This is a genomic window from Bacillus sp. K7, from assembly GCF_053903245.1.
In genome coordinates, this window is the sequence record NZ_CP096406.1 from 1,363,587 (window position 1) to 1,388,586 (window position 25,000).

General features: G+C 42.7%; 16 protein-coding genes, 2 pseudogenes and 2 riboswitches. Of the genes and pseudogenes, 9 read left to right on the forward strand and 9 right to left on the reverse strand.

What is annotated here, in order from left to right:
- Positions 1–148 precede the first annotated feature (148 nt).
- Positions 149–574: an organic hydroperoxide resistance protein gene (locus M1D98_RS06945; protein ID WP_010330464.1), complete on the forward strand. Its 426-nt coding sequence runs from the start codon at positions 149–151 to the stop codon at positions 572–574.
- A 23-nt stretch (positions 575–597) separates the two neighbouring features.
- Here the strand turns inward: M1D98_RS06945 and M1D98_RS06950 are convergent, their stop codons facing one another.
- Positions 598–1,050, reverse strand: a complete 453-nt coding sequence (locus tag M1D98_RS06950) for a MarR family winged helix-turn-helix transcriptional regulator (RefSeq protein ID WP_010330465.1) — start codon at positions 1,048–1,050, stop codon at positions 598–600.
- A gap of 140 nt (positions 1,051–1,190) precedes the next feature.
- Between M1D98_RS06950 and M1D98_RS06955 the strand changes: the two genes are divergently transcribed.
- Both M1D98_RS06955 and M1D98_RS06960 read left to right on the forward strand, forming a co-directional pair.
- On the forward strand, positions 1,191–1,601 hold the full coding sequence (locus tag M1D98_RS06955) for an organic hydroperoxide resistance protein (protein ID WP_010330466.1): 411 nt from the start codon (positions 1,191–1,193) through the stop codon (positions 1,599–1,601).
- A gap of 124 nt (positions 1,602–1,725) precedes the next feature.
- The gene (locus tag M1D98_RS06960; protein WP_435576743.1) at positions 1,726–2,829 is read left to right on the forward strand and encodes a glycosyltransferase; all 1,104 of its coding nucleotides are present in this window, start codon (positions 1,726–1,728) and stop codon (positions 2,827–2,829) included.
- Between the two features lie 5 nt (positions 2,830–2,834).
- Here M1D98_RS06960 and M1D98_RS06965 read toward each other — a convergent pair whose 3' ends face one another.
- Positions 2,835–3,305, reverse strand: coding sequence for a nucleoside deaminase (locus M1D98_RS06965; RefSeq protein WP_121642422.1), 471 nt, complete (start codon positions 3,303–3,305; stop codon positions 2,835–2,837).
- Positions 3,306–3,428: 123 nt separating this feature from the next.
- Here M1D98_RS06965 and M1D98_RS06970 point away from each other — a divergent pair.
- A pseudogene (locus M1D98_RS06970) lies at positions 3,429–3,770 on the forward strand (histidine phosphatase family protein); the annotation flags it as partial.
- A gap of 155 nt (positions 3,771–3,925) precedes the next feature.
- Here M1D98_RS06970 and M1D98_RS06975 read toward each other — a convergent pair.
- Positions 3,926–7,438, reverse strand: a complete 3,513-nt coding sequence (locus M1D98_RS06975; RefSeq protein ID WP_456280146.1) for a bacterial Ig-like domain-containing protein — start codon at positions 7,436–7,438, stop codon at positions 3,926–3,928.
- Positions 7,439–8,215: 777 nt separating this feature from the next.
- Between M1D98_RS06975 and M1D98_RS06980 the strand changes: the two genes are divergently transcribed.
- From M1D98_RS06980 to M1D98_RS06990, 3 genes and pseudogenes are all read left to right on the forward strand, one after another.
- Entirely contained in the window at positions 8,216–9,040 is an 825-nt protein-coding gene (locus M1D98_RS06980; RefSeq protein WP_010330470.1) for a MerR family transcriptional regulator, read from the forward strand.
- A gap of 255 nt (positions 9,041–9,295) precedes the next feature.
- Positions 9,296–15,250, forward strand: coding sequence for a pectinesterase family protein (locus M1D98_RS06985; protein WP_456280147.1), 5,955 nt, complete (start codon positions 9,296–9,298; stop codon positions 15,248–15,250).
- Between the two features lie 257 nt (positions 15,251–15,507).
- Positions 15,508–15,645 (forward strand): annotated as a pseudogene (locus M1D98_RS06990) (histidine phosphatase family protein); the annotation flags it as partial.
- A 40-nt stretch (positions 15,646–15,685) separates the two neighbouring features.
- On the opposite strand, the gene metE reads toward M1D98_RS06990, so the two are convergent.
- Positions 15,686–17,974, reverse strand: a complete 2,289-nt coding sequence (gene metE / locus M1D98_RS06995; protein WP_456280148.1) for a 5-methyltetrahydropteroyltriglutamate--homocysteine S-methyltransferase — start codon at positions 17,972–17,974, stop codon at positions 15,686–15,688.
- 127 nt (positions 17,975–18,101) lie between these two features.
- A riboswitch (SAM riboswitch) is annotated at positions 18,102–18,256 on the reverse strand.
- 131 nt (positions 18,257–18,387) lie between these two features.
- A complete protein-coding gene (isp, locus tag M1D98_RS07000) occupies positions 18,388–19,347 on the reverse strand; it encodes a serine protease Isp (RefSeq protein WP_121642426.1) in 960 nt (319 codons plus the stop codon).
- Between the two features lie 221 nt (positions 19,348–19,568).
- Here isp and rsbRB point away from each other — a divergent pair, with 221 nt between their 5' ends.
- Entirely contained in the window at positions 19,569–20,402 is an 834-nt protein-coding gene (gene rsbRB, locus M1D98_RS07005) for an RsbT co-antagonist RsbRB (protein WP_121642427.1), read from the forward strand.
- 35 nt (positions 20,403–20,437) lie between these two features.
- Here the strand turns inward: rsbRB and M1D98_RS07010 are convergent, their stop codons facing one another.
- The 4 genes from M1D98_RS07010 to M1D98_RS07025 are packed head-to-tail and all read right to left on the reverse strand — an operon-like array spanning position 20,438 to position 24,001.
- Positions 20,438–21,202, reverse strand: coding sequence for a CbiQ family ECF transporter T component (locus M1D98_RS07010; protein WP_121642428.1), 765 nt, complete (start codon positions 21,200–21,202; stop codon positions 20,438–20,440).
- Entirely contained in the window at positions 21,177–22,811 is a 1,635-nt protein-coding gene (locus tag M1D98_RS07015) for an ABC transporter ATP-binding protein (protein ID WP_121642429.1), read from the reverse strand. The genes M1D98_RS07010 and M1D98_RS07015 overlap by 26 nt, the downstream gene beginning before the upstream one ends.
- On the reverse strand, positions 22,798–23,397 hold the full coding sequence (locus M1D98_RS07020) for an ECF transporter S component (protein WP_268552301.1): 600 nt from the start codon (positions 23,395–23,397) through the stop codon (positions 22,798–22,800). Before M1D98_RS07020 ends, M1D98_RS07015 begins: the two co-directional genes overlap by 14 nt.
- Position 23,398: 1 nt before the next feature.
- Positions 23,399–24,001 carry a Ykof family thiamine-binding protein gene (locus M1D98_RS07025; protein ID WP_456280149.1) on the reverse strand — a complete coding sequence of 201 codons (603 nt, stop codon included), beginning with the start codon at positions 23,999–24,001 and terminating at the stop codon, positions 23,399–23,401.
- A 95-nt stretch (positions 24,002–24,096) separates the two neighbouring features.
- Positions 24,097–24,209: riboswitch (TPP riboswitch) on the reverse strand.
- 101 nt (positions 24,210–24,310) lie between these two features.
- Between M1D98_RS07025 and ykoG the strand changes: the two genes are divergently transcribed.
- Complete coding sequence (gene ykoG / locus M1D98_RS07030; RefSeq protein WP_010330480.1) at positions 24,311–24,997, forward strand: two-component system response regulator YkoG; 687 nt, start codon at positions 24,311–24,313, stop codon at positions 24,995–24,997.
- Positions 24,998–25,000 lie beyond the last annotated feature (3 nt).

Here is a 25,000-nt window from a genome sequence, read left to right on the forward strand (position 1 = left end):
ACAAAAAAGCTTGTAGAAAAAACGTCGTTTTCTCTACAAGCTGAGCTTATCTCTTAACGGGATAAGCTTTTTTTGTGCACCGAAAATTGACACTGTAAATTAAGTTGTGTACAATTTAATTGTATAAAATTAATTGGGGGAATGAAAAATGAGTCAAGCATTATTTACTGCAACTGTTTCAGCGGTAGGAGGCAGAGAAGGAAAGGTGATATCATCAGATCGCGTTCTTGAGCTTGATGTCGCAATGCCGGGGACACCGAGAGCAAATCAATTAGAAAAAGCGACAAATCCGGAGCAGCTATTTGCCGCAGGTTACGCAGCTTGCTTTGACAGCGCATTGCAGCTGGTAGCAAGAACAGAACGAGTGAAAGTGGAGACAGAGGTGACAGCGCATGTCAGCCTGTTAAAGGATGAAGCGGATCAAGGCTACAAGCTGGGTGTGAAGCTGCAGGTGAAAGGAAAAGGAGTCGGTGCAGCAGAATTACAGGCACTTGTGCAAAAAGCGCACGGCGTCTGCCCGTATTCAAAAGCAACCTCCGGAAATATCGATGTTACGCTGGAAGTAGCTGAATAAACGAAAGAGAGGATGCCTCCATATCAGGCATCCTCATTTTTTTGATGAAGTATTTCCAGCAATGTATATAGAACGGATTTTAACTGTTTCAGGTCCTCTCCGGACTGATGTGAGAGTCCCAGAATCTTCCCAGGAATGTCAGCCGCTTTTTCTTTTAGTAATTCTCCGTCCTCTGTCAGGCTGATCAACACGGACCGCTCATCCTCTTCAGATCGTTTTCTCGTAATTAAGCCCTGCTGTTCCATTCGTTTTAGCATCGGAGTGAGCGTTCCCGAATCTAAATACAGCAGCTCGCCCATCTTTTTGACAGTAAGTGTTTCATGTTCCCATAACAATAGCAAAGCCAAATATTGAGGGTACGTCACATTCAGCTGATCTAGCAGCGGCTTGTATTGCTTTGTCATTTCACGCGAACTCGCATATAGCAAAAAACATAGCTGATTCTCCAATTTCATATGGTCAAATTCATTTTTCATTTTGTTCACCAACTCTTTCTGACATTCCATTCTATTGTATCTGAAAAACATCACTTTTCCTATTCTCGGCAACATAGCATGTTTAAAAAGATCAGAAAGGGAAATATAACTATTAGATACAAATAAGGAGGTTGAGACATATGGCACTATTTACAGCAAAAGCAACCGCGCGAGGCGGACGGGCAGGACATATTACATCAGATGACGGCGTACTTGATTATGACATTGTCATGCCCAATGCAAAAAAAGAAGGACAAACCGGCACAAACCCGGAACAGCTCTTTGCGGCAGGATACGCTGCATGCTTCGGCGGCGCGCTCGAACACGTGGCCAAAGAACAAAATATCGAGATTGATTCCGAAATTGAAGGACAAGTCAGCCTCATGAAGGATGAGAGCGACGACGGGTTTAAAATCGGCGTCACACTTGTTGTGAATACGAAAGATTTGGATCGCGACAAGGCGCAAGAGCTTGTCAATGCTGCTCATGATTTCTGTCCTTATTCAAAGGCAACCAGAGGAAATATTGATGTCAAATTAGAATTAAAATAATGACCGGCATCCTGAGGGTTCTCAGGATGTTTTTTTGTGCAGAAGCATGCGGGGCGGGCATGATCTATTCAAAGTGTGAATACATGTAGTATAGGTAAATTCAGACGAGAGAAAAGGTGAGCACATGAAAAGGCCAAAGCTGTCAGTATGTATGATTGTGAAAAATGAAGAACGCCATATCGCCCGCTGTTTAGAGAGTGTGGAGCATATTGCTGATGAAATCATTGTGGTTGATACTGGATCAAACGATCGTACGGAAGACATTTGCACAAGCTTTCATGCCCGAGTGTATCATCATAGATGGGAACAGGACTTTTCGCAGGCGAGAAATGCAAGCTTGCAGTATGCCGAAGGAGAGTGGATATTAATCTTGGATGCTGATGAAGAACTAGACCCGGATACGGGCGCCCTATTGCTTTCGCTGCTGACTGACAGCTTGCCGCCTCTTGGTTGCGTGAAGGTTGTAAGCTATACAGGGAAGCAATGGAATGAAAATGAAGCGTTTGAACAAAGTCAGATCAGGCTGATCCGGAATCAGCGACACATCACGTTTACAGGAAGTATTGGCGAAAGGCCTGAGGGAGAAGACGCAAGCAGCACTTTCTCGCTTCCATGTACCATTCACCATTACGGCTATTTAGAGCAGGAGGCAAAGCAAAAGCATCAACGCAACATCAGTTTATTGAATGCAAAATCGCATAAACCCTTCACTGACCCGTTTCTCATTTGTCAGAAAGCAGTTGAGTATGAGAGAGGATACGAAGTTGATAAAGCGATCCGGCTGGCAATGGACTGTATCAACGAATGTAAAAGAAAAAAGCAAATCCCGCCGCCTGCTAGCTATTATGTAAAGGTTAAATTATTCATTGACGCAGAACGGTACGAAGAAGCGGAACGCGATATCAATGAAGCGCTGAGGCATTATCCCGACTACTGTACGCTTCACTATTACAAAGGAATAATCTTGTATCAGCTTAAAAAAGTCAGAGATGCGATCACGTCATTTGAAGCTTGCCTGCAAACCAATCATGAAAATCATCAGTACATACAGGTAAAGGGTGCAGCCGATTTTAGATCAAGCTGCTGGCTCGGTGTCTGCCATGCTGAATTGCGTCAGCATATGACTGCTGTTTTGTATTTGCAAAAGGCGCTGAAAGCCAACCCGAAGTGCATACGGGCACAGCGGCTTCTCAGCGAACTAACAAAGGATCAGGCCGCACATGCCTGATCCTTTTAATATTCTTTCTTATTGGCAAAATCCCGCCATGCCTGAAACGGGGATAAATGCTCCGTCAGCGTCACTTGATAAAAGGGAATCGTTCTTTCTTCAGCAGGCTTATCAATTTCTTGATAAATGAATGAATCATCAAATCCGGCTTCAGCAGCGTCTGTATGTTTCGCTGCAAAGTAAACGGCTTTCGGCCGCGCCCAGTAGATGGCACCCAAGCACATGGGGCATGGCTCGCAGCTCGTATACAAAATGCAGTCATCGAGCTGGTATGTTTCAAGCGCCTCGCAGGCGTATCGAATAGCTGTCACTTCCGCGTGGGCAGTCGGGTCATTGCTTGTTGTGACATTGTTCCGCCCCTCGGCAATAATGGCACCGTCTTTTACAATAACAGCACCGAAAGGCCCGCCAACTCCTGCGTTCACTCCATCTAGTGCAAGGTCGACAGCCCGTTTTAAGAACATTTCATGACTCATTTCAAACCCTCCTGTCAATTGAGTGTTATCAGTATAGCCGAAAAAAGGGCAAAATTCATTCTCGAAAAAGTGCAAAATTAACAAAATATTTGGGGGATTTTCTAAGATCAGAGGAGGGGAATCATGCTGCATTTATATATTGCCAGGCACGGACAGGCTCAATGGAACTGAAAAACGGATGCAGGGCTGGCAGGATTCTGATTTAACAGAACTTAGACAATACAACGCCCGCGCTCTTGGGGAGCGTTTGCGGGATATTGAATTCAATCAGGTTTACATCAGCCCGAGCAAGCGAACAGAAGAGACTGCAAAACCGTACTGGGACCGCGCAGGCTCCAGCTGGTAATAGATCATATATTCAGAGAAACGTCACTGGGCTCATGGAAAGGGAAAAAACAAAAGGAGATTGAAAAGGACGAACCAGAGCTTTATCATGCTTATTTTCATTATCCCAAAGCTTATCGCCATCTAATCCTGTTAGCGGATCTCAGAAAGTGTCAACACCAAAATTCAGCAGTAGCAAAAAAGACATACCAGTGAGGTATGCCTTTTGCCTGTTCATTTAGGTTTTCTTCATCAAGAGTGTTCTGCTTAACGGAGAAAGCACCAACCTTTTTGAATTATTTTACTGTAACTATGCCTGTTGCTCTAAATTTTTGCCCTGTTGTTAATGTTCCGGTAACTGTCACCCTCTGCTCTCCTTTTTCCAGAGTGCTTAACAGCTGCTGTCGTGGAAATACGATTTTGTATGCAGCTATACCATCATTGTTAAAGTCAACGACAGGATCTTTCTTTTGATGTTCAGCTGGAACGACTTTTCCATTTAAAAGAAGGCTGGCAAAGTCGATATTCTCTAAAACAGTTTCGTCAGCAAATACCAGATAAGATGTTAAAACTGCCTTGCTGTTTTTATTTTCGTTGAGTTTTAATGTAGCCGGGCGCACCGCCAGCTCAGCTGTTATAGTTGGGAGATATTGCAGGAAATCCCCCCAGATTATATTTGATTCTAAGCCTTCTACATCTTCATCACGTTCATACGGAAGTTCTGGATCTAAACTTACAAAGTTCTCATCTGTAATGACATCTGAAGATGCGTTCACAGATTCCTTGCCATTAAAGAAGTAGTTATCGTCTGATAGAGCGTCCTTAGGATAGGTATCAGTAGCATTAACTCCACTGTGGTAGGAAACAACGCCACTTAACTTAAAGTCTTCTTCAATTCCAGAGTACGTAGAAAAGTCAATGTTTTTTCCATTGTTGTATGAGATGATGCCCTCTGTGATTATTCCTGGATTACTATTGCCGGTGAAACCAGTTGCCCCGTTATTAAATGCTATACTGTTTCGAATAATATGTGGGACATGGACACCTTCGCCACCTAGCTTAAATCCATTCTTATCGCCATCACCAACCGTACCATCTGTTAATGTGCCGTTATCATAAGCAATACTATCCTCAATGGTAACGGCCCCGATCGCTCCGCTTCCAACTTTAGTGTAAAGATCCCAGCCATCATCTATGTTATGGTGCGAGATGCAGCCACGGAAAATGTTTCCTTCTCCAGATGTCAGCTTAGCTGCAAATCCATCTGCGTTATTGTGGGCAGGGTCTGCATTATCAAAGGATTCACTGTTTAAAATAAGGTTGTTAGACGGCCATTCTTCACGGGGAGCATCACCGTCTGTTCTACTAATTTGCAAACCAGTGTCACCATTTTCATAGAATCTGCTGTTTTCTACAATATTGTGGTGTCCGCCAACCACAAAACCTTTTGTGTTAGCTGCAGATCGTGCAACATCAATTCCTTTTACATGCCAGTAGTTACCACTTAATATGACACCTTCTGAGCGTTTATCAAAGTCGATAACAGGACGTGCGCCGTTAGCAGCGACAAGATACTTTCTCGAGTTCTCTGTACCATCGTTATATTTAGAAATTTCCAGTTTAGAATCTCTTACATAATTACCGTCAGCAACGATAATTCGTTGTCCAGGTTGCACGTATTCAATGGCAGTATCTAGGTCAAGTGGATTTGCTAATGCGCCATCTCCAGTCCTTGTGCCATCAGGAGAGACATGGATATCTTCATCATCTCTAAAAGTTTTCATCGATACGGTAAAGTTCTTCACTATCTTATCGTAAGAAGTTAAATATTGGGTGTCGCCTGGCAAGAATGTCACACGAAAGTTTGTGTCAGCATTTTCTTTAAGTGTAGCAGGCACCTTGACAATTTCCCCTTCGGTTATATTTAAATAGCCAGCAATTACTTCCTGGCCAGCTTTAACTGTTAGGACTCCGTCAACATTTGATTTCAATAGTAAATCATATTTCGCTTCAGAAGTTTTGTCGCGGGATACAATGCTGAAGTTTGGCTCAACAGGTTCAGCAGGTTCAGCAGGAGGATATACCCTTGGTGCATCAGTAGCAGATGCTGTTATATCCAAGTCGATATGATGAACTTCAATATCTGCTAACCTTGCAGTATAGAAACCTACGTAAATCTTGTCATCCTGGACATCTAAAATCTCTGGTTCAAAGAAAACCGCCTCATCCCCATTATTTAATTGTCCAGTATAACCACTGTTTGTTTTCGAGAGCGTTAAACGATAGTCTTCAGCAGGATGAGTGTTATCAATTGATGGTCGCTCAGCTTTAAGCATCGTTTTTTGAATCCCTTGACTCCCAGTTCCATCTGAAGATTCTACCCCGGTTCGGATAAACAGTTGTGTACCATTCATTTCTTTTGTGCCGCCGCTAAATCCTCCGATAGCAGCAATATTGGAAGCAAATACACCACTGTTTCCATTTTCACCAATCGCATCACGGGCCATAATACCAAAAGATTCTTGACCATCATGGGAAACTTTTGCATATTCGTTCACTTTGATATCAGCAGAAAGTGTAAAGTTATCTTTCTTAGCATCAATTTCGGTGTAATAGAAGGTAATCCCATCATGATCACCAGTAATTTTGCCGGCACTTGTCCCCTCTGCAACGACTCGAGTGCCTCCGTTATCAAGATATTCAATATAGTTTGTATCATCACCCGTAGAATGGCCGAATCGGATTTCGTTCCAAACTATTTCTGCTTCTTCCCGTACAGTTACATCAAACGAAGTGCCGTCGATTGAGCTGTCAGTTGGGTTTACACCAATTGTATAGACACCTGCGATTGAATGATTGAAATTACTTGTATCAAGTTCATAAGCATCTGAGTTTAGGACTTCCTGGTCTCCGTTGTCATATATTTTAGATACTTCCAGACCATCTGCATTAAACGCATCCCCAACGGTATATGTTGTTCGAGGATATCCAGTAACACGTGTCTTGGCAACGGGAGGCTCTGAATGGTCTCCATTAACAGCAGTAGCTTCTAATCCTTCCAGCCTAAGCTCTTTGTCCCCCAGATACTCAGTTTTTATATCATCCTTGTTTGCTTGAAGTTCATCAGTAACTACATCAGAGACATCAATTGTGGTGTTTGAAAATGTAATTTGACCATTACGAGCTACAAACAATCCCACTGAGATATCCCCCGAAAAGGCATCCTCAAGTTTGAATGTCTCACGTTCCCCATTGGAGGTAACAACGAATGTATCTCCTGATTTTCTGATAGATAAGTTATAAGATTCTCCAGTCGCGGGACTTACGCTATTTGGAAAAACGTCTAACTTGGTAAGCCCGCCTTTACTGTAATACCCTCGAAGATCCCCATCAAGGGCCCCCACAGCAATGTAATTGTGACGGTTTTTCCCATCTTTATCTTCACCTGTTTGATCAAGTATCATCAGACCGAAACCATGCTGTTTGTCAGGACTATAGGAGTCGGCTGACACTGTTGTTGTGATTTCAAAGTTATCTGAGGCATTAAGTTCTAAAGACTGAAAGGATATACCAATTTCATTGCTTGCAATTTTTCCGCCCTCAGCAAGGATTGTAAGGGATCCGTCCCCATTATCAGTAGGTGCCGTGTTTTTGCCGTCACTTGTGTTAGAGCCAAAAGCTTCAAAGCTCCATCCATCTCCAAGTGGATTGTTGAAAGTTTGTGCGAACACTGTCAGATTCATATTAGAAAACAACATTAAAAAGATAGCAATCATTGCTATGTTTTTGACAAAGCGCGGTTGTTTCATTTAGTAACGCCTCCTTATATAATTTTAGATAAGTTTTAGACAAAGTAAGTTCGGTCAAACACCTCCAGATAAATTAAATTGCCAGGCATGTTTTTTGGATAAGTTTGCTGCGATTGAAGTAGAATGGAGTTAAATAGTGGATATAAAAAGTGGTTTGTGTTAACAACGTTGTAATTTTAAAATACCCACGTTTGAAAGCGCTGTCAATAATGAACTGAATATTAGGTGTAATCAACTTACTTTGAAACCTTTATAGTAAGGGAGTTGCAAAAGAAAATTCCCGAAATCCGCTGTCAGGCACCGACAGAGATGGTAGGATCGTCCTGGCCATTAAAAGTCATGAGAAGAGGAAGCGCTCTTCAGTCCACGTTGAGAGCTGTCTCTCTTTAGAAACATGTGACTTACATATGCTTAAATATCGCTCCGTTTTCACAGATAAAGTTCTACTCCCGGGTAAATGGAGACTCGACCTCAAAAGACTTTGACCACCTCCCGAGAGTTCAAACATAATCTAAATCCGAGAAAGATCAAGTTGAACCTGAAGGAGAAGGTCAAGATTCAAGAGTACGCAGAAAAACTAAGAAACTATCCAAAGAGCACGAAGCAAGCAATTTGTTTGAAGACGAGAACATCAAGTAATCAAGAAAATACTTGCTAGCAGGTTTACTAAAGATTCCTTAGTGTGGAGCAACAGTGGTATCGAATCGTACAGAAAATACACTAAAAGATGGAAATAGATGTGAAGAAGTATACACTAAACTTTGAGGAGAGGTTGTTATGAAATACAAGATTAGTGAGGTAGCGGCTTTACTTAACTTTTCCACTAACACAATCCGAAGATACGAAAAAATGGGCTATATTACTTCGAAACGATCTGAAACTAGTAACTACCGATATTATCATGAAGAAGATATTATCATGTTAATGAACCTAAAGTTATTGCGGAAGTATGATTTTACACTTCCTGAAATAGACGAGATGAAGAGCAGTGAATTGCCAGGGTTAATAACTGCATTTGAGAGGAAAATAGAGGATTTTGACAATAAGATTAGCTATTTAAAAAATTTAAGACATAGATTAAAAGATGATTTGGTTCTAATGAAAAAGGCGAATGGCTTAAACCATTGCTATATCAGAGATTGCGTTGATTTGTCATATGTACTTTATCAAAGTGGGGATAAGATTTTAAAAGAACCTAATAGACTAGTAACTGTACAAAAATTTTTGAATGTATCACCTGAGGTACAAAGGATTTACTTAATACGAAAGGAAGACGTTGAAAGAGACCATATCATTTTAAATGCAGGTTGGGCCATAAAGAGCGTCCATTTAGAAAAATATCAGATAGCACATAATGAATATACGGAAAAATATGATAAACGCAAATCTCTGCTCACTATGGCCAAGCTACCGTTAACTATTGACGAGGCCAGTAAGTCTAATAGTTTAAAGAAATTTTTACTTAATGAACCTTTTCAATATATGGAGGATCACAATTTACAGGTGACTGGTGATATTATTGGGATTGTAGTTGCCAATGTGTTGGAAGAGAATCAAGAGATACAGTATATTTTACTAGGTATTCCTATAACAAAAATGTAAGCGCTTTATTGACTTTGACATTGTGTCAACCTTCATAATACTTATGCAGACCTAGGAAAAGATGAAAGAGGAGGTGACACACTATTCGATTATTAAGGGATGTCCGATCTAGTTGAATAATGGCTGTTAGATAAAAATGCGAAAGCGGACGAATCCATTTAATCTCCTAATATGTCTTTGATGCGAGTATAAGAAACAAAGTTTAGGGATCATGAACTTAAAGAACTATCACCAATTATTGAGAGGGGTGTAATAATGCAAAGTAAGTCTAGAAAAGCTTTTAGGAAAGCCCTTATATTTACAACGCTTTTCACCTTAGCCTTAAACAGTATTGGTGGTTTAGCATTAGCCAGTGACACATCTAACAGCAGAAAAATTGATGTATGGGATTTTGGGGGAATTCAAACGCCGGGGGAATTATACAACAACAATATCACACCCGATATTCTTGACAAGAAAACCACCATTAAATCTGGTACATTTGAAACTACTTCTTATGGTGATTTAACCGTAGCTAATCCAGTTACAAGTGACAGGTCTTATTATGATAAAGCTGATGGCACGACTGTCGGTGATAACTCCTCTGGTAGCTGGGAAAATCAAGAGCACAGTTATGAGGATGGATATCAATCAAACGGCGTTTATTACGCAAATGGTACGGGAGGTACAGAGAGAAGGTTTTTGACTCTGGAGCATGTTGTTGCAGGAGATAAAATTACGGTATATGGTGGCACAAGCAATGGAGATGAAACCATCCACTTCGTTCACGCAGCGGTAAGTATAGACGGTTCAAAAGTAACCGTAACACCGGATACTTCGGAAGTTCAGGATAGTGCTGCTGATTTTACTAGAACAGCACAAAAAGTTGAGTTTATAGCACAGTATTCAGGCTCCTATCAAATTTATGTTTCTGCGACTTCAGGAGGAAAGCCTTGGTTCCATCGAGTAGTTAGAACTCCTGGAGTTAAGGTAAGTGGCGCTGTGAATGTAAATGGCAGTGATATTTCTACAGATTATGCACTTACGTTTACGAATCAGGCAACAGGTGATACAACTACAGTGAATATGAATGCAGACAATACCTTTGATGCAGTTTTAGCAACTGGTTATGAGTATATTGCCACTTTAAAGGATGTTCCGGAATACAGATTTACTGATGAAACCAAGGTAGTTAGCACGTCAACGTCTGATATTGCAATGGGGAAAACGATTAGCTTAGATGTTGTGGCTAACCAGCTTGTCACAGTAAGAGGGGATATTATGGGCTTTGACAGCAGTTATGATGTAAGTAAATTACAAATTAAGTTTCATCCTGAAGAGGGTAGCCTTGCTTCACCAGTTACAGCCACAGTTAATACACAGGACATGACATTTACAGCTGATGTTCAGGATGGACTGCTGTATACAGCCGTTATTTCTGGTGTCAATGATTATGAAGTTGTTGATGGTGGTCGAATAAATGTAAGCGCTGACACTATTCAGGATATTACAGTTGATAAAAAACCAGTATATACGGCAACAGGTACATTCCAGGGATTATCATCAACAGCTCAAATTTCAAGTATGACATTTACTAATGTTAATGATGGATACGTGTATTCCGGGACCGTTTCGAACGGAGGATATACGGTTAGTCTCAGAGAAGGAGTGTACAGCGTTACAGCGACTAGTTCTGAGAATGATAGCACAAGCACTCACGTCGTTATTAGTGGACAGGATACGACAAAGGATATTCTGTTTGTTAACCATTCGGAGCCAGAGCCCCTTTCATGGGTTGCTGACTTATATGTTGGTGATAGCTCAAAGGAACATAACTATCATACAGTGAAGGAAGCTCTTGCTGTAGCGGCCAGAATGAACCCGAGCAATGAAGAGCAGCGAATCACCATTCATATTGCGCCGGGGGTATACAGGGAGCAGCTTGTAATACAAACTCCATACATTTCCCTTGTGAATTCCAATCCAAACCCAACCAGTGATCCAAATACGCAAGTGAAAATTACGTGGTATTACGGTATTGGATATAAATATTACAGCATCGGGGATGACGGCTTCTATGATGAAGAGAGGGCATTTGATCAGTATTCCAAAAATACCGCCAGTAAATGGGGAGGTACTGTGTATGTCACCAGTGCTGCAGAAAACTTCAAAGCTCAAAACATCATATTTGAAAATTCCTTTAACAAATATGTGACAGATGAGGAATTAGCAGATGGTGTGGAGTTGGCCAATGTAGCTGGAAGCTCTATAAATGTAGAAAGAAATTCTTTTACTGATGTTACGTCAAAAGCAGCTACAGAAAGAGCGGCAGCAATGATCATGGAGGGAGACCGTGCAGAATTTTTGAACTGTCGTTTTCTTGGAAGTCAGGATACCCTTTATACAGGTACGAATCGCAGTTATTTTAAGAACTCTTTTATAGAAGGCAACACAGATTATATATTTGGTGATGGGAACGTAGTATTTGATAATGTTACATTGAATTTTGCTGGTTACAGTGAGCAGGCTGTTGGCGGTTATATAACAGCAGCGAAAGATACAGCTTCCTATGGGTACCTGTTTAGGAACAGTACAATTACGGCAGACAGTGAAAAGCTGTTTTCACCTGGTTATTTTGGAAGACCATGGGGAGCAGGGGCAAAAGTAACCTTCCTAAATACTAAGCTTCAGACAAGCGATATCATGAATCCAAGCGGTTGGCATGAGATGTCTGGCAATCAACCTGAAAATGCAAATTATGCAGAATACAACACAACTTATAATGGTAAAGCTGTCGATACATCGCAAAGAAGAGTACCCGTTTTGACAAAAAAACAAGCAGACGCTATAAATGTTGAGAATTACCTCGGAGGGTGGAAACCATCTTACTATTCAGCTGACAGTGATGCTGCTCCGACATTTAAGATTAATCCTTTCTTTACAACAGACGATGATATTAATATGCCTTACACCGGAAACACGATTAGCTTAGGTTATGAGTTTAAGGATCCAAATGATAATCAAAACGACAGTTCGTTAATCCAGTGGTATAAGGTAAGTCCTGATGGAACGGAAACGTTAATCCATGCAACAACAGCGTATATCTCAAAAAATTATAAGATAACTAGTGCCGATGAAGGTTATTATATTAAGGCTGTTGTTACACCGGAAACCGTTAATGGTTTAAAGAGCACTCCGATGTCTGTTCAGCTTGACAATTTGGTTAAGGCTGGCTCATCCGGTGGCGGAGATAATGAAATTCCGGATGGAGAGCGTGTAAATATTTATATAGCAGGTGATTCAACGGTTAAGACTTATGGCTCATCATCAGGCTCAGGTGGCTGGGGAGAATATTTACAGAGCTTTTTTAATGACGATAAAGTGAATATTGTGAACTATGCGAACGGAGGTAGAAGCTCGAGAAGCTTTATCAATGAGGGAAGTCTTGATAAAATTGCTTCGACTATTGCAGCTGGTGACTACTTGCTGATTCAGTTTGGACATAATGATTCATCAAATCAAACTGGATATCTTTTAGATAGATTTGTCTCTATGGGAGAATCGGATGAACATGGTATTTACCCTTCTGTTCCGGGTATGAAGGAAGCAACGCCGGAGAGCCTTTCAAAATATGGGCCAGAGTATTTTCCATATACAAGCGGTACCTTCAAGTGGTATTTGCAGCAATATATTGATGTAGCAAGAAATTCAGGTGCCACACCTATTTTAGTAACTCCGGTTTCAAGACAATATTTTAACTCCGATGGAACGATTAGGCCTCATCATGATGCAACGGATACTACAACAGGAACAATAACAACGTCCAATAATGCTTATGTAAAAGCCGTTGAGCAGTTGGGTGAAGAGCAGGGTGTTGAAGTCATTAATATGTTTGATTTGACAAAGGAATCCTTTGAAAAGGCATATAAAAATGATCCTGCAGCCAATAATAGAGTCTCTCCTGTAGCTAGGGCTATCATGAATCCTGCCGATTCAACTCACAATAATAAAATTGGAGGATTTTATAACAGTGGTTTACTAACCAAGGGAATACAGGACCTTGGATATAACATCTCCAGCTACGTGATTCCACCTGTAAGAGTAGGCGCTGTAGACGGTAAGGGGGGTGTACTATTTGAAGTTAATTCACGCAGCGAAGTAAGTGTTTTTACTCGTGATGAAAACGGCGTTTATACAAAAGAGTTAGATAACTATTGGACGAATGAAACACAAGCTTTAATTAACAGTCTATCTGCTGTACCGGAGCAACCTATCATAACTTCAATCGTACAACCAGAAGATATAGCTGTAACTCAAGGAAATGCAGCTGAACTTCCACAAACTGTAAAAGTGGTATACAGTGATGGAACTCAAAAGGATGTGGATGTGACCTGGGATACGGTTGACACTACAAAGGTTGGAACAGTGAAAGTTCACGGAACCGTAGACGGTTTTGCTCCGGGAGTTATCATAAAGGTGACAATAACAGCAAAAACGACTGATCCTACTTCAACCATTTGGATTGTTGGCGATTCAACCGTAAGTGCCTTCTCAGACAACTACTATTATCCAAGATATGGTTGGGGGACTCATATCGAAAACTATTTGGGTGGCTCATTCACTATACAAAATCTTGCATTGTCAGGAAGAAGTTCAAAAAGCTATATCGCTGATCCTGAGTATCAAACGTTACTAAACGGTATGAAGAGCGGAGATTACTTATTAATAGGTTTTGGGCATAACGATGAGAAGCATGAAGTTGACAGATATACAAATCCCAATGGAACCTATTCGGATCAGGGATCCTTTGCGAACTCTTTGTATGAGAATTATATTAAGCAGGCTCAAGCGGCAGGAACTCAAGTCATCTTGACTACCCCAATTGTAAGAAGAACATCAACTGGTGAGTGGAGTAATTCGAATCTTCATATTACAGCCAGTTCTGGAGAATTTGAAGGTGGAGATTATGCACAAGCCATCCGAAATTTAGGCGGTGATTTAGAAATTCCAGTAGTAGATATGACAACATTAACGAAAAATGTATATGATCAATTAGGTCCGGATGAAACGTTGTATCTACATTCATGGACATCGTCGAAATCGGAAAGTGTAGATAATACCCACACTAATATATGGGGTGCAGCCTATCATGCACACCTTATCACCAAGACGATTAAGGCATTAGGCATTAGTGGGCTAGCTGAGCATGTAATTGATACACAAGCACCAACGAAAGCAGATATACTCGTTTCTAATCCAAATTACGAGGAACCATCTTATACAGGTGAATTGCCGCAAAGTGAGTTATGGGCTGACTATGGAATTTGGAAAGGTACGGTTTTTGGTAATGTTGGTGGTAGTCCAAATACGGAAAATCAAACCTTAGAAACCGATGATGGTGGAAATATGCACATCGCTGTTAGGAATAATAAGGGGAAAATTGCTAGTAACGTGGATGGGCTTGCGATGTATTACTATAAGGTTCCTGCAAACAGTACATTTAAGCTGACTGCAAAAGCTAAGATTAATCGTTTTGAATACAACGATCAAGTATCCTTTGGTTTGATGGCCAGAGACGAAATGTACATTGATTCGAATATGACGACAGCTCTGGGTGATTATGTTGCAGCAGCACCTTTGAAACTGACAAAAGCAGCAGACGGAAGGTATTGGAATTCCTTTGCAAGGAAGAGTGGAGTGCTTACTCAAGGTGGAACGGCTGAGAGCCCAATATCCCCAGGAGATACGGTTAACCTTCGGATTGAGAGCAATTCAGATGGCTATGCTGCTATGTTTGGGACTGAAGCTACGATTACAGGAGGTTTTGATTTTAAATTAACAAGTATTGATTCCGATTACGTTTATGTAGGATTGTTTGTAGCGAGAAATGCTGACATTACCTTCAGTGACATCAAACTAATCGTTGATGGTGTTGAGGTGATTAAAGAAGATACAACAACTCTATGGAACAAAGGAAAGTTAAAAACCTCAAATGTAACAGATACAGGCCTCACTTTGACCTGGAGTGGGGCTAGTGACAAGGTTAGCGGTTATAAAGTATATCAAGATGAAACTGAACTTGCTACCGTTACAGAAAGCAGTTATAAAGTATCGGGGCTGGCAGCAGGAACAAAGTATACCTTTAAAATAGAAGCAATTGACGCAGTAGGCAATGAATCTACAACAGGGCCATCAAAGTCTGTCAAAACAAAAAAGAAGGAAAAGCGGTAATAGTGAGGGGAGTGGGACTTCAGGTACAACCAGACCTTGTGCAGCCAGTCCAGATACTGACACAACTACAAACAAAAAAGGCGCAAGGGTCTAGCTAACCGATATCAGAACATGCGTTGGACTTAGATGAAACGACGGTGCAACGGCGGTATGAGAGGTTGGGGGTTAGTCACCCCCACCTACTCGGGTGTCAATCTTAATCATCTGAATTGAGTGAATAAATATGGTAAGGGTTTGCCTATAACCTGTTACGGTGAAAACGCCTTAATGACATATGGAATTCTGCTTACATACATGATACATCATTGAGCCTTGTGGAATTTGATGAAAACGGAACAGCCAAAATATTAATAGAAGGGGACGGGAAGCATCGGAAACCGATTTCCGCTTTCTAATAGAAAAAACCATCTGCCAAAGACAGATGGTTTCTCTATTTTATACAAGCTGTGTCTGCTGAGCTCTTGCCTGTTTTGCGGCTTCAACCATGTTTTTCAATGCGGCAACCGTTTCTTCCTGCTGTCTTGTTTTCAATCCGCAGTCTGGATTGACCCAGAAGCGGTCAGTCGGGCAGACGGCAAGCGCATCAACGATGATGTTGTACATTTCTTCAGTTGACGGCACACGGGGGCTGTGAATGTCATAAACACCCAGGCCTAAGCCCTTCAGATACGGATGCTCTCTTAAGTAATCTAAAAATCCTCCGTGGCTTCTGCTGTGTTCGATTGTAATCACATCAGCATCAAGATCATTGATCGTATCGACGATGTCTTCGAAGTTGCTGTAGCACATATGCGTATGGATTTGCGTCTCGTTTTTGACGGATGAAGTGGTTAATCTGAATGCTTCCGCCGCCCAAGTCAAATACTCATCCCAATCTTGGGTTTTTAATGGCAGGCCTTCGCGCAACGCCGGTTCATCCACTTGAATAATTTGAATGCCTACGTCTTCAAGCGCTTTTACTTCTTTGCGAAGGGCGAGCCCGATTTGGAAGGCGATTTCTTTTCTCGAAATATCGTTTCGAGGGAAAGACCAGTTTAAGATTGTAACAGGACCGGTCAGCATTCCTTTCACATGCTTGGATGTCAGGGACTGTGCATATACTGTGTCTTTCACTGTCATCGGTTCAATAAATTCAACATCTCCGTAAATGACTGGCGGACGGACACAGCGTGAGCCGTATGATTGAACCCAAGCGTATTTTGTGAAGGCAAAGCCGGCCAGCTTTTCACCAAAGTATTCGACCATATCTGTCCGTTCAAATTCACCGTGCACTAGCACATCAAGATCCAATTCTTCCTGAATATCAATCCATCGTTTTGTTTCCGCATTGATAAAGTCTTGGTACTGTTCATCAGACCACTCATTTTTCCGCCACTTTTGGCGTGCGCTCCGCACTTCAGCGGACTGTGGGAAGCTTCCGATCGTAGTCGTCGGCAAAAGCGGAAGGCCAAGAGATTCATTTTGCACGGCTAAACGTTCTTCAAACGGAATTGGGCGCTTAAAGTCTTTATCGGTTAGTTGCTCAAGCTCTTTCTTTTGTTCAGAATGTGCGCCTGTTGCAAACTGTTTGAGCGCCTGGATATCAGTTTTCGCCTGCTGAATCTGTTCGCTGATCGCCGCTTTTCCTGATACCAAGCCTTCTTTCAAAGCTGTCAGCTCGGCTAGTTTTTCTTTTGCATAGGATAAGCCGTTCAGCAGATCCTTCTCCAGATGCTCATCAGGGTGCTTCGCTACCGGAACGTGCAGCAGGCTGCTGGAAGGCTGAATCCACAGTTCATCAACCTTTGCAGTGCTCAGAATATCAAGAACGGCATCAAGGCGTTCCTCGAGATCCGCTTTCCAAATGTTGCGTCCGTCGATAACGCCGGCTGCCAGCACTTTGTCTGCTGGAAACCCGTGTGTTTTCAGCTGTTCCAGGTTTCTGCCTTTATCGTGAACGAAATCAAGGCCGATTCCTTGTACCGGGTAAGAGATCAGCTCTTCATAGGCATCAACAGAATCAAAATACGTCTGCAAAAGCACATTCAAGGAGGAAAGCTCACCTGTGATGCTTTCAAATAATTCTTTTGCGCCGCTGACATCCTCGCTAGAGGCGGTGACGAGCGCCGGCTCATCGATTTGAACCCATTTTACGCCTTCTTCTTCAAGCTCTTTCAGAAGCTGTACATATAACGGCACAAGGCGTTTTTGGATCGCTTTTGCTTCAGAGGGTTCATATCCCTTAGCAAGCGTGACGAACGTATAAGGGCCAACAATCACAGGTTTTGTTTCCACGCCGTATTCCTGTTTGATCCGGCGGTAATCTGTGAGCTGTTTGTTTCTTGTCAGGCGGAATTCAATGCTCTCGTCATATTCCGGAACGATGTAATGGTAATTTGTATTAAACCATTTTGTCATTTCACTGGATACGGCGTCTTTTATTCCGCGGGCGATCGCAAAGTATGTATCGGCAGCGTCAGTCAAATGTCTGAACCGTTTCGGAATCCAGTTGAAGCTGACTGCTGTATCGAGTACATGGTCATACTGTGTGAAATCAGAAACAGGCACAACATCAATCTGCTGGTCAATTTGTGTTTTTGCTGCGGATAAAAATAGGTCGTCGATTTGCTTTAAAAACGTATCTTTATCAGTGCTGCCTTTCCAATACGCTTCAAGTGCTTTTTTCCATTCTCTGTTCAGTCCAATTCTCGGGAATCCTACATTCGATGTTTTGATGGTTGTCATTGTTTCTCCTCCTTTATATGTAAAACACTCTCGTTAACCCGCGGATGCAGGCCGCTAAGAGGTTTTCTCACAATAAAAAGCCTCTTTCCCATGAGAGAAAGAGGCTTTTCTGCGTAAAACACTGCCTCTCTCATCTCTCAGAACAATCTGATGGAATTAGCACCGTGCCTTATGAGACATCAGTCTCGGCGCGAAAAGCAGTGCGCCCCATTTCACAATGGAATTACGGTCGGTTGCTGTTGGGGTCAAAAGGCCAATCCCTCGCCCAACTCTCGATAAGAGAAAATGTTATTAATTTTTTGAAAAGTTAAATCATTTGTTGGTAATCTTAACAGTAATCCAAATTTGTTGTCAACATAGAATTTGAAATTATATTTACTATATTTGGATTATGTTATATAAGAAAAATAATTTTATAGGGTCATTAAATGTGATTGCTCTGCTTTTTCTGCCAGCTCATCAGGAGCGGTTAAATATAGGAAGCCATTACCTGCCAGCGTTTTTGCAATATCAAGAGGGAGTGTTCTGCGGATCAGCTGTGCATAAACCTCAGTTTCAGAAAGTTTTCTTTGAAAAGATTCTTCTTCATAGCTTTTGATTAAAGCAAGCGCTCCGCTGACATGAGGGGCAGCCATTGAAGTGCCGGTGAGTTTTCCGTACTTCTTGTTAGGAAGGGTCGATAAGATCTGTTCTCCCGGAGCCACAAGATCGATCTCTTTATTTGCGTTAGAAAATTCTGATAATTCACGCGCTATGGAAACAGATCCAACCGCGATGACTTCATTATAAGCCGCAGGGTAGGAAAGCTCTTCTGTTCGTTCATTTCCGTCACCTTCATTACCCGCTGCGCAAACGACAAGCACTCCGTTTTTGACGGCGTTTTTCACCGCTTCTTTTAATTCTGGCACATCGCTCGGTCCGCCAAGGGACATCGAGATGATATCAACTTTCTGTTCCACCGCGTAGTTAATGCCGTTAATAATCCATTCGTATTGGCCGCTTCCGTTTGCGCCGCCCAGAACCTTTACAATCAATAGGCTTGCCTCAGGCGCGACTCCGGCAATGCCGCCGTTTGAATCGTTAGCTGCAATCGTTCCGGCGACGTGTGTGCCGTGTCCGTTGTAGTCGGAAATCACATCTTCCTTGCCGCCGTCATCATCCGTGAAGTTTTTTCCGCCGATGATTTGGCTCTTTAAATCTGGATGGCTTGTGTCGCATCCCGTGTCCAATACTGCAATTTTTACATCTTTGCCTTTTACCCCTTTTGCCCACATTTCTGGCGCCTTAATCACTTTAATGCCCTCAGGAAGCTCGTTTACATCCATGATCTGCTCATTCGTCACATACGGGATCAAGCGGATTTCACCATTCATAAAAAAGCCCTCCTTTTTTATGCTTGCAAGTGGATTCAAGGGTGTTGCCTCATATTATATGAAAAAAGCAACCGCTCGGACAGAGCCATTTGAAGCATTTTGAAAAAATAGGATACACCCCAAAGAATGATTAAATTTCAAAATATTGGATGTCTCAGCATGTATGACTGGGATTCAGCTGTCAGTCAAGTTATAATAGTGTTGGGGAAAGGAGCGGTGTGATGAAACTGAATGAAAAATTATATGCATTTTTTTCAGAGCATGTGGAACAAATGGCAGAGGAATGGATTGAAACAATGGAGGAAAGTGATCCGAATTCGCTTTACGCCTTACATAATGCATCTGTAACGGAAGAATTGAAAGAGCAGGACAGAGAGTTTTACAGGCATCTGAATAACATGTATGTTTTACCGGAAAAACAATTTCTCGAAGAATTTCAAGAGTGGGTCATTGAACTGACGAACGATCAAAAGCATCTCGACACTCCGGTTCAGTATGTGATTCGGGAGTTTATGAGAAACCGGAGATTATATACGAAGTATCTTGAGAAGTTCGCAAAAGAAAATGAGTTGGCGCTTGAACCGGAGGAGAAACAAAAATGGGCCGATTTGATTGTAAGAGTTTTTGATTTTACCATTTATACATTCGTTGATCACGCTGAAGCGAATGCCAAACAGCAGTTAAACGCCCAGAGAGAGATGATTTTGGAATTAAGCTCGCCTGTCATTACCCTGAGCAAATCAACAGCTCTGCTGCCGCTTGTCGGAGACATTGATACTGAGCGGGCAAAGTTCATTCTGGAAAACACGCTTCATGCTTGTGCAAAAAGGCGCGTGGAGCATCTATTAATTGATCTATCAGGTGTGGTTGTGGTTGATACGATGGTGGCGCACCAAATCTTTAAATTGATCGAGGCGCTCACTTTAATCGGTGTCAGGTCAACCCTGTCAGGAATCAGGCCGGAAATCGCGCAAACCGCTGTACAGCTGGGGATTGATTTTTCGAATATTACAATTAAAACCAATCTTGCCCAGGCTTTAAACTATCATCAATAAGAAAAAATCCGCTATCATCGCCGATAGCGGATTTTTTATGAGGCAAAACATAAGGATACGAGAAAAGATCCTGCGAATAGCAAGAGAATGAGGCACAAGAACAGCCAGTCGAGGCGGTTAACGGTAAGGGTCCTGTAATATGTCCGGTTTCTGCTTCCTGTAAACCCTTTCGATTCCATTGCGAGCGCTGTCCGCTCCGCTTTTCTGATGGCGCTTGCCAAAAGCGGGATGGTATACCGCTTTAAGGCGCTGATTTTCTCAATAAACCCGCTCTCTGCCGCTCCTCCTCTGATTTTATGGGCCTGCTGGATCAGCTGGATTTCATCCTTTAACAGAGGAAGAAAACGAAAGCCTGCAATAACGCCATATGCGAGCTTTGGTGAGAGCTTGCACTGCTGGACAAGGCTCAGCATAAATAAAATCGGATCGGTCGTAAAAACAAACATCATTGATAAGGCGGAAAAGCACAAAACCCGAAAACCGAGAGAGATGCCGACAGAGACATTATCACTGTTGATCGAGATAGGGCCGGCCTGAAACCAGAAATTATCCGGAGTTGTCGGAACCTTTCCGAAAACAGCAGCTGTCCATACGCACCCGAATGCCAAAATCAAAAACGGAATCGTAAACAAAAACCATTTTTTCAATGGGATGTTGGCCGCCACAAGGACACCCGCTACGATGATGACATAAAAACAAGCAGGGGTGTAAGGGTTGTAAATGAACGACAGCATGACGACACAGCAAAAAACCGCCGCCGCTTTTACTGCCGGATTAATATGATGTAACGGCTGCTTCATCACGCACCTCCTTCTGGCAGGCCATCCATTCATATAAAAGGGGAAGGGTAAGCTTTGCTTTTTGGACAAGCCCCTTTTCCTGAGAAAATAGCTGCGCTGGAGATCCGTCAAAAGCCAGGTTCGTATCGTGCAGGACAAGGACGCTGTCGGCATACGAAGAGACAAGCTCCATATCATGTGTAATCATAAGAACAGCGGTTCCTTCTTCCTTAATATGCTGAATCATGTCCATACATTCAGCCGCCGTGCGGGCGTCCTGGCCAAAGGTTGGTTCGTCTAATAATAAAACCTTTACGTTATGCATGAGCATGGTGGCGACGCTCAGGCGCCGTTTTTGTCCTTGGCTGATGGCAAACGGATGATGATCAGCCAAATGCGCAAGATTAAAACGATGCAGCAGATGCTGCGCTTTTTTCTCAGTTTCAGCATTTACTTTCCGGCCGAACAGCAGCTCGTCATATACTGTGCCTGTGACGAACTGATGCTCCGGGTTTTGAAAAACAAATCCCATTCGTTTTCGCAGTTCAGTTTCTTTATACGATTGCAGCGGCTTTCCATATAGAAGAATCTTTCCGCTTTTCGGCTTCATCAGACGGGCGAGGACGGATAAGAGCGTTGATTTCCCGGTGCCGTTCGGGCCGACAAGCGCCGTCAAAGTGCCTTCGCGCAATGAAAAACCGATGTCTTCGAAAATCGTCTGCTGCCCTCGTGCGAACGAAAGGCTGCTGACTTCCAGCACACTCTCCCCGAAATGAACTTTTTTCTTTTCGGCATGGCAGGGAGGAAAGGGCTCTTTGAACAGTCGCTCTTTTGATAAAGTAAAAGGGATGCTGCGCTTTTTCAGCAGGTCACACACTTTTGGAATTGCGATGCCTAGTTTCTTTAAGGTTTCCGCTTCGTGCTGAAATACATCTGCCGTTCGGCCATCCAGCGCTTTTTTGCCTTCTTTGTCCAGTACAATCGTTCTCTCAATCCAAGGTATCCATTCATCAAGCTGGTGCTCAATGATAAGGAGGCTGAACCCTTTTTCCTGCTGAAGATCTTTCATCATATGAACGAACTCCCGCGCTGAATAAGGGTCTAAAAGAGAAGTCGGCTCATCTAATATAATCAGCTCAGGCTCTATGGCCAGTATACAGGCAAGAGCAACTTTCTGTTTTTGTCCTCCTGACAAAGTGGATATCGTTTTTTCTTTTAAATGTAGAATGCGTAATGTGTTTAAAACGGCATCGATCTTCTCTGTCATCTCTTCTTTTGGAATCTGCAGATTCTCCAGCCCGAAAGCGATTTCGTCCTCTACCGTCAGCATGCAAAACTGCTGATCCGGGTCCTGAAAGACGACGCCGGCATGCTGAGCAACAGATTCGGTATCTGTGACCGGTTTTTGAAATAAAAACACATGTCCGGACTGTATGCCGTCGCAAGCCTCCGGATAAAGACCGTTTAAACAAAGGGCGAGCGAGCTTTTTCCACACCCGCTCGGTCCTAACAATAAAGCGCATTCTCCTTTTTGAAGCGCAAACGAGATGTTTTGAAATACCGGTTTCTCGTCTTCTTCATAAGAGAAGCTGAGCTGGTCAACCGTCAGAAGCTTATCAAAGGCTTGCATGTTCTGATACCCGTTTCCGTTTCTTTTTCAGTTCCTTTCCGAGCGCTACTCCGTTTAACACACCCGTATAAGCGAGAGAATCGCTGACAGCTTTCCCGAGAAGTCCCGCGAGAAGCGCGCCGGAAGCAAGACGGATTATGAGCAAAATGAAAAGATAGCCTGGTGAATAGGCGATATAGCCAGAAACAAAAAGATTATAGATAAAGCTGGCTACTGAAGATCCCATTCCCGCCAGCATAAGGACTGGAAGAGAGTATGCTTTCCAGCGTGTCGCGAAAAATACAGCTTCAGCCCCGAGACCTTGAACGATGCCGATGACGATGACCATCGGGCCGGACGGATTTCCCAGCAGGCATTCAACGAGAGCGGCGATAACTTCAGAAATAAGCGCCGCACCCGGTTTTCGAATCATGTACGCGGCGATGATAGAAACGATAAACCAAATGCCATAAATCGGTTCATAGGCGATTGGCCCGAACATACCTGCAAGTACGTTTCCAAAATGCGTAAATAATAAATAAACAATGGCAAAAACGATACTGATAACGGACATGATGACAATTTCTTTTACTTTCCAGCTTTTCATTTTATCCCTGCTTTCGGTTTTTTCTTGATGGACTGTTAGCTGAGAGATTCACAGTCATGGTGACATGGTTTGTTTGTTGCTCAGCCATGCGGAAAACGGCTTCCAATGTCCTGAATACGTCATGCGCATCCCCGTCAAGCTCACTCGCGTAATGGACACCCTGTACGAAGGTGCCTTCTGCTTCCGCAATGTCGACAGCTTCCATGATTAAGCCCATGTAATCCGGCTCATTCATCGGATAAAGGGCAAATTGGCATGGCGCTTCCGCTTTCAGGCTCCGGATAGCCTCTTCATTGACACGCTTCTCGTCTGCGGAAAGATATGTATCTCCTTTGGTATCGCCCGGGCATCCGATGGAAAACGTCCCGTTCATGACGATGTGTTTTTCGCTATTTGCCGTATAAAGGTAAATGGCTTTGGCAACGTCGAATACATGATCAATTGAACCGCGCAGAACTGTGCTGATATGATCGGTTTTCGCCCAAACCTTAGATGTGTCGGTTTTATTCAGCGCAGACTTGATCACACTGATAAAATCATCCGACATCGGATATAAAGAGAACCGAAAACCGGCGATTCTGCTTGTGCCGCATATGTGTTCCATTTCTTTAACCCCCTGTTTTTTGGTAAAATAAAAAACTGCATATCCTAAGGGAATATGCAGTCATAGACCGATTAAGCGCACAAAAAAATACACCATTCGGTCAACCTGCACTTCCCCACGCTGGTATTATCCAGATCGGGTCATAAGGGATCAAAGCGCGTACTCTCGCGCTTTATCTCAGCCAAAAACAGCACCCCTAGTGCTTTCCGTATACAATTTTTTATGTTGACATCATAATAGATGATAAGAATCATTTTGTAAACAAAGAAATCATTTTTTTCATATTGGGACAGGAGAGGATGGTCGGATTTGGAAAAAGGGAACCTATTAATTGTGGAAGATGAGGAAAAAATCGCCAGAGTGCTTCAGCTGGAATTGGAATATGAAGGATATGGCGTCACCGTTAAACACAATGGCACAGAAGGACTGAACGCGGCCATAGAAGGAGGGTACTCCTTGGTGCTTCTTGATGTCATGCTTCCGGGGCTTAGCGGCCTGGAAGTGCTGCGCCGCTTAAGAAAAACAGATTCGCACACACCAGTTATTTTATTAACGGCGCGCGACAGTATACCTGATAAGGTAACAGGATTGGACATCGGAGCGAACGATTATGTCACCAAGCCATTTGAAATTGAGGAATTGCTTGCGAGAATCAGGGCGGCGCTGCGCCAAAATGAAACAAAAACAGAAGGTATCAGCACCTTTCTTACATATGACGACTTGCGGGTGAACGAAAAAACCCGTGAAGTGAGACGCGGAGACAAAGAGGTAGAATTAACGCCGCGTGAATTTGATTTGCTCGTCTATATGCTGAAACATCCGCAGCAAGTGCTGACACGGGAGCAGATTTTAAACACAGTATGGGGATTTGATTATATCGGTGATACAAATGTGGTCGATGTCTACATCAGATACATCAGAAAAAAACTGGACTATCCTTACGAAAAACAGCTGATCCATACTGTTCGCGGGGTCGGCTATGCCATTAAGGGGTAAACG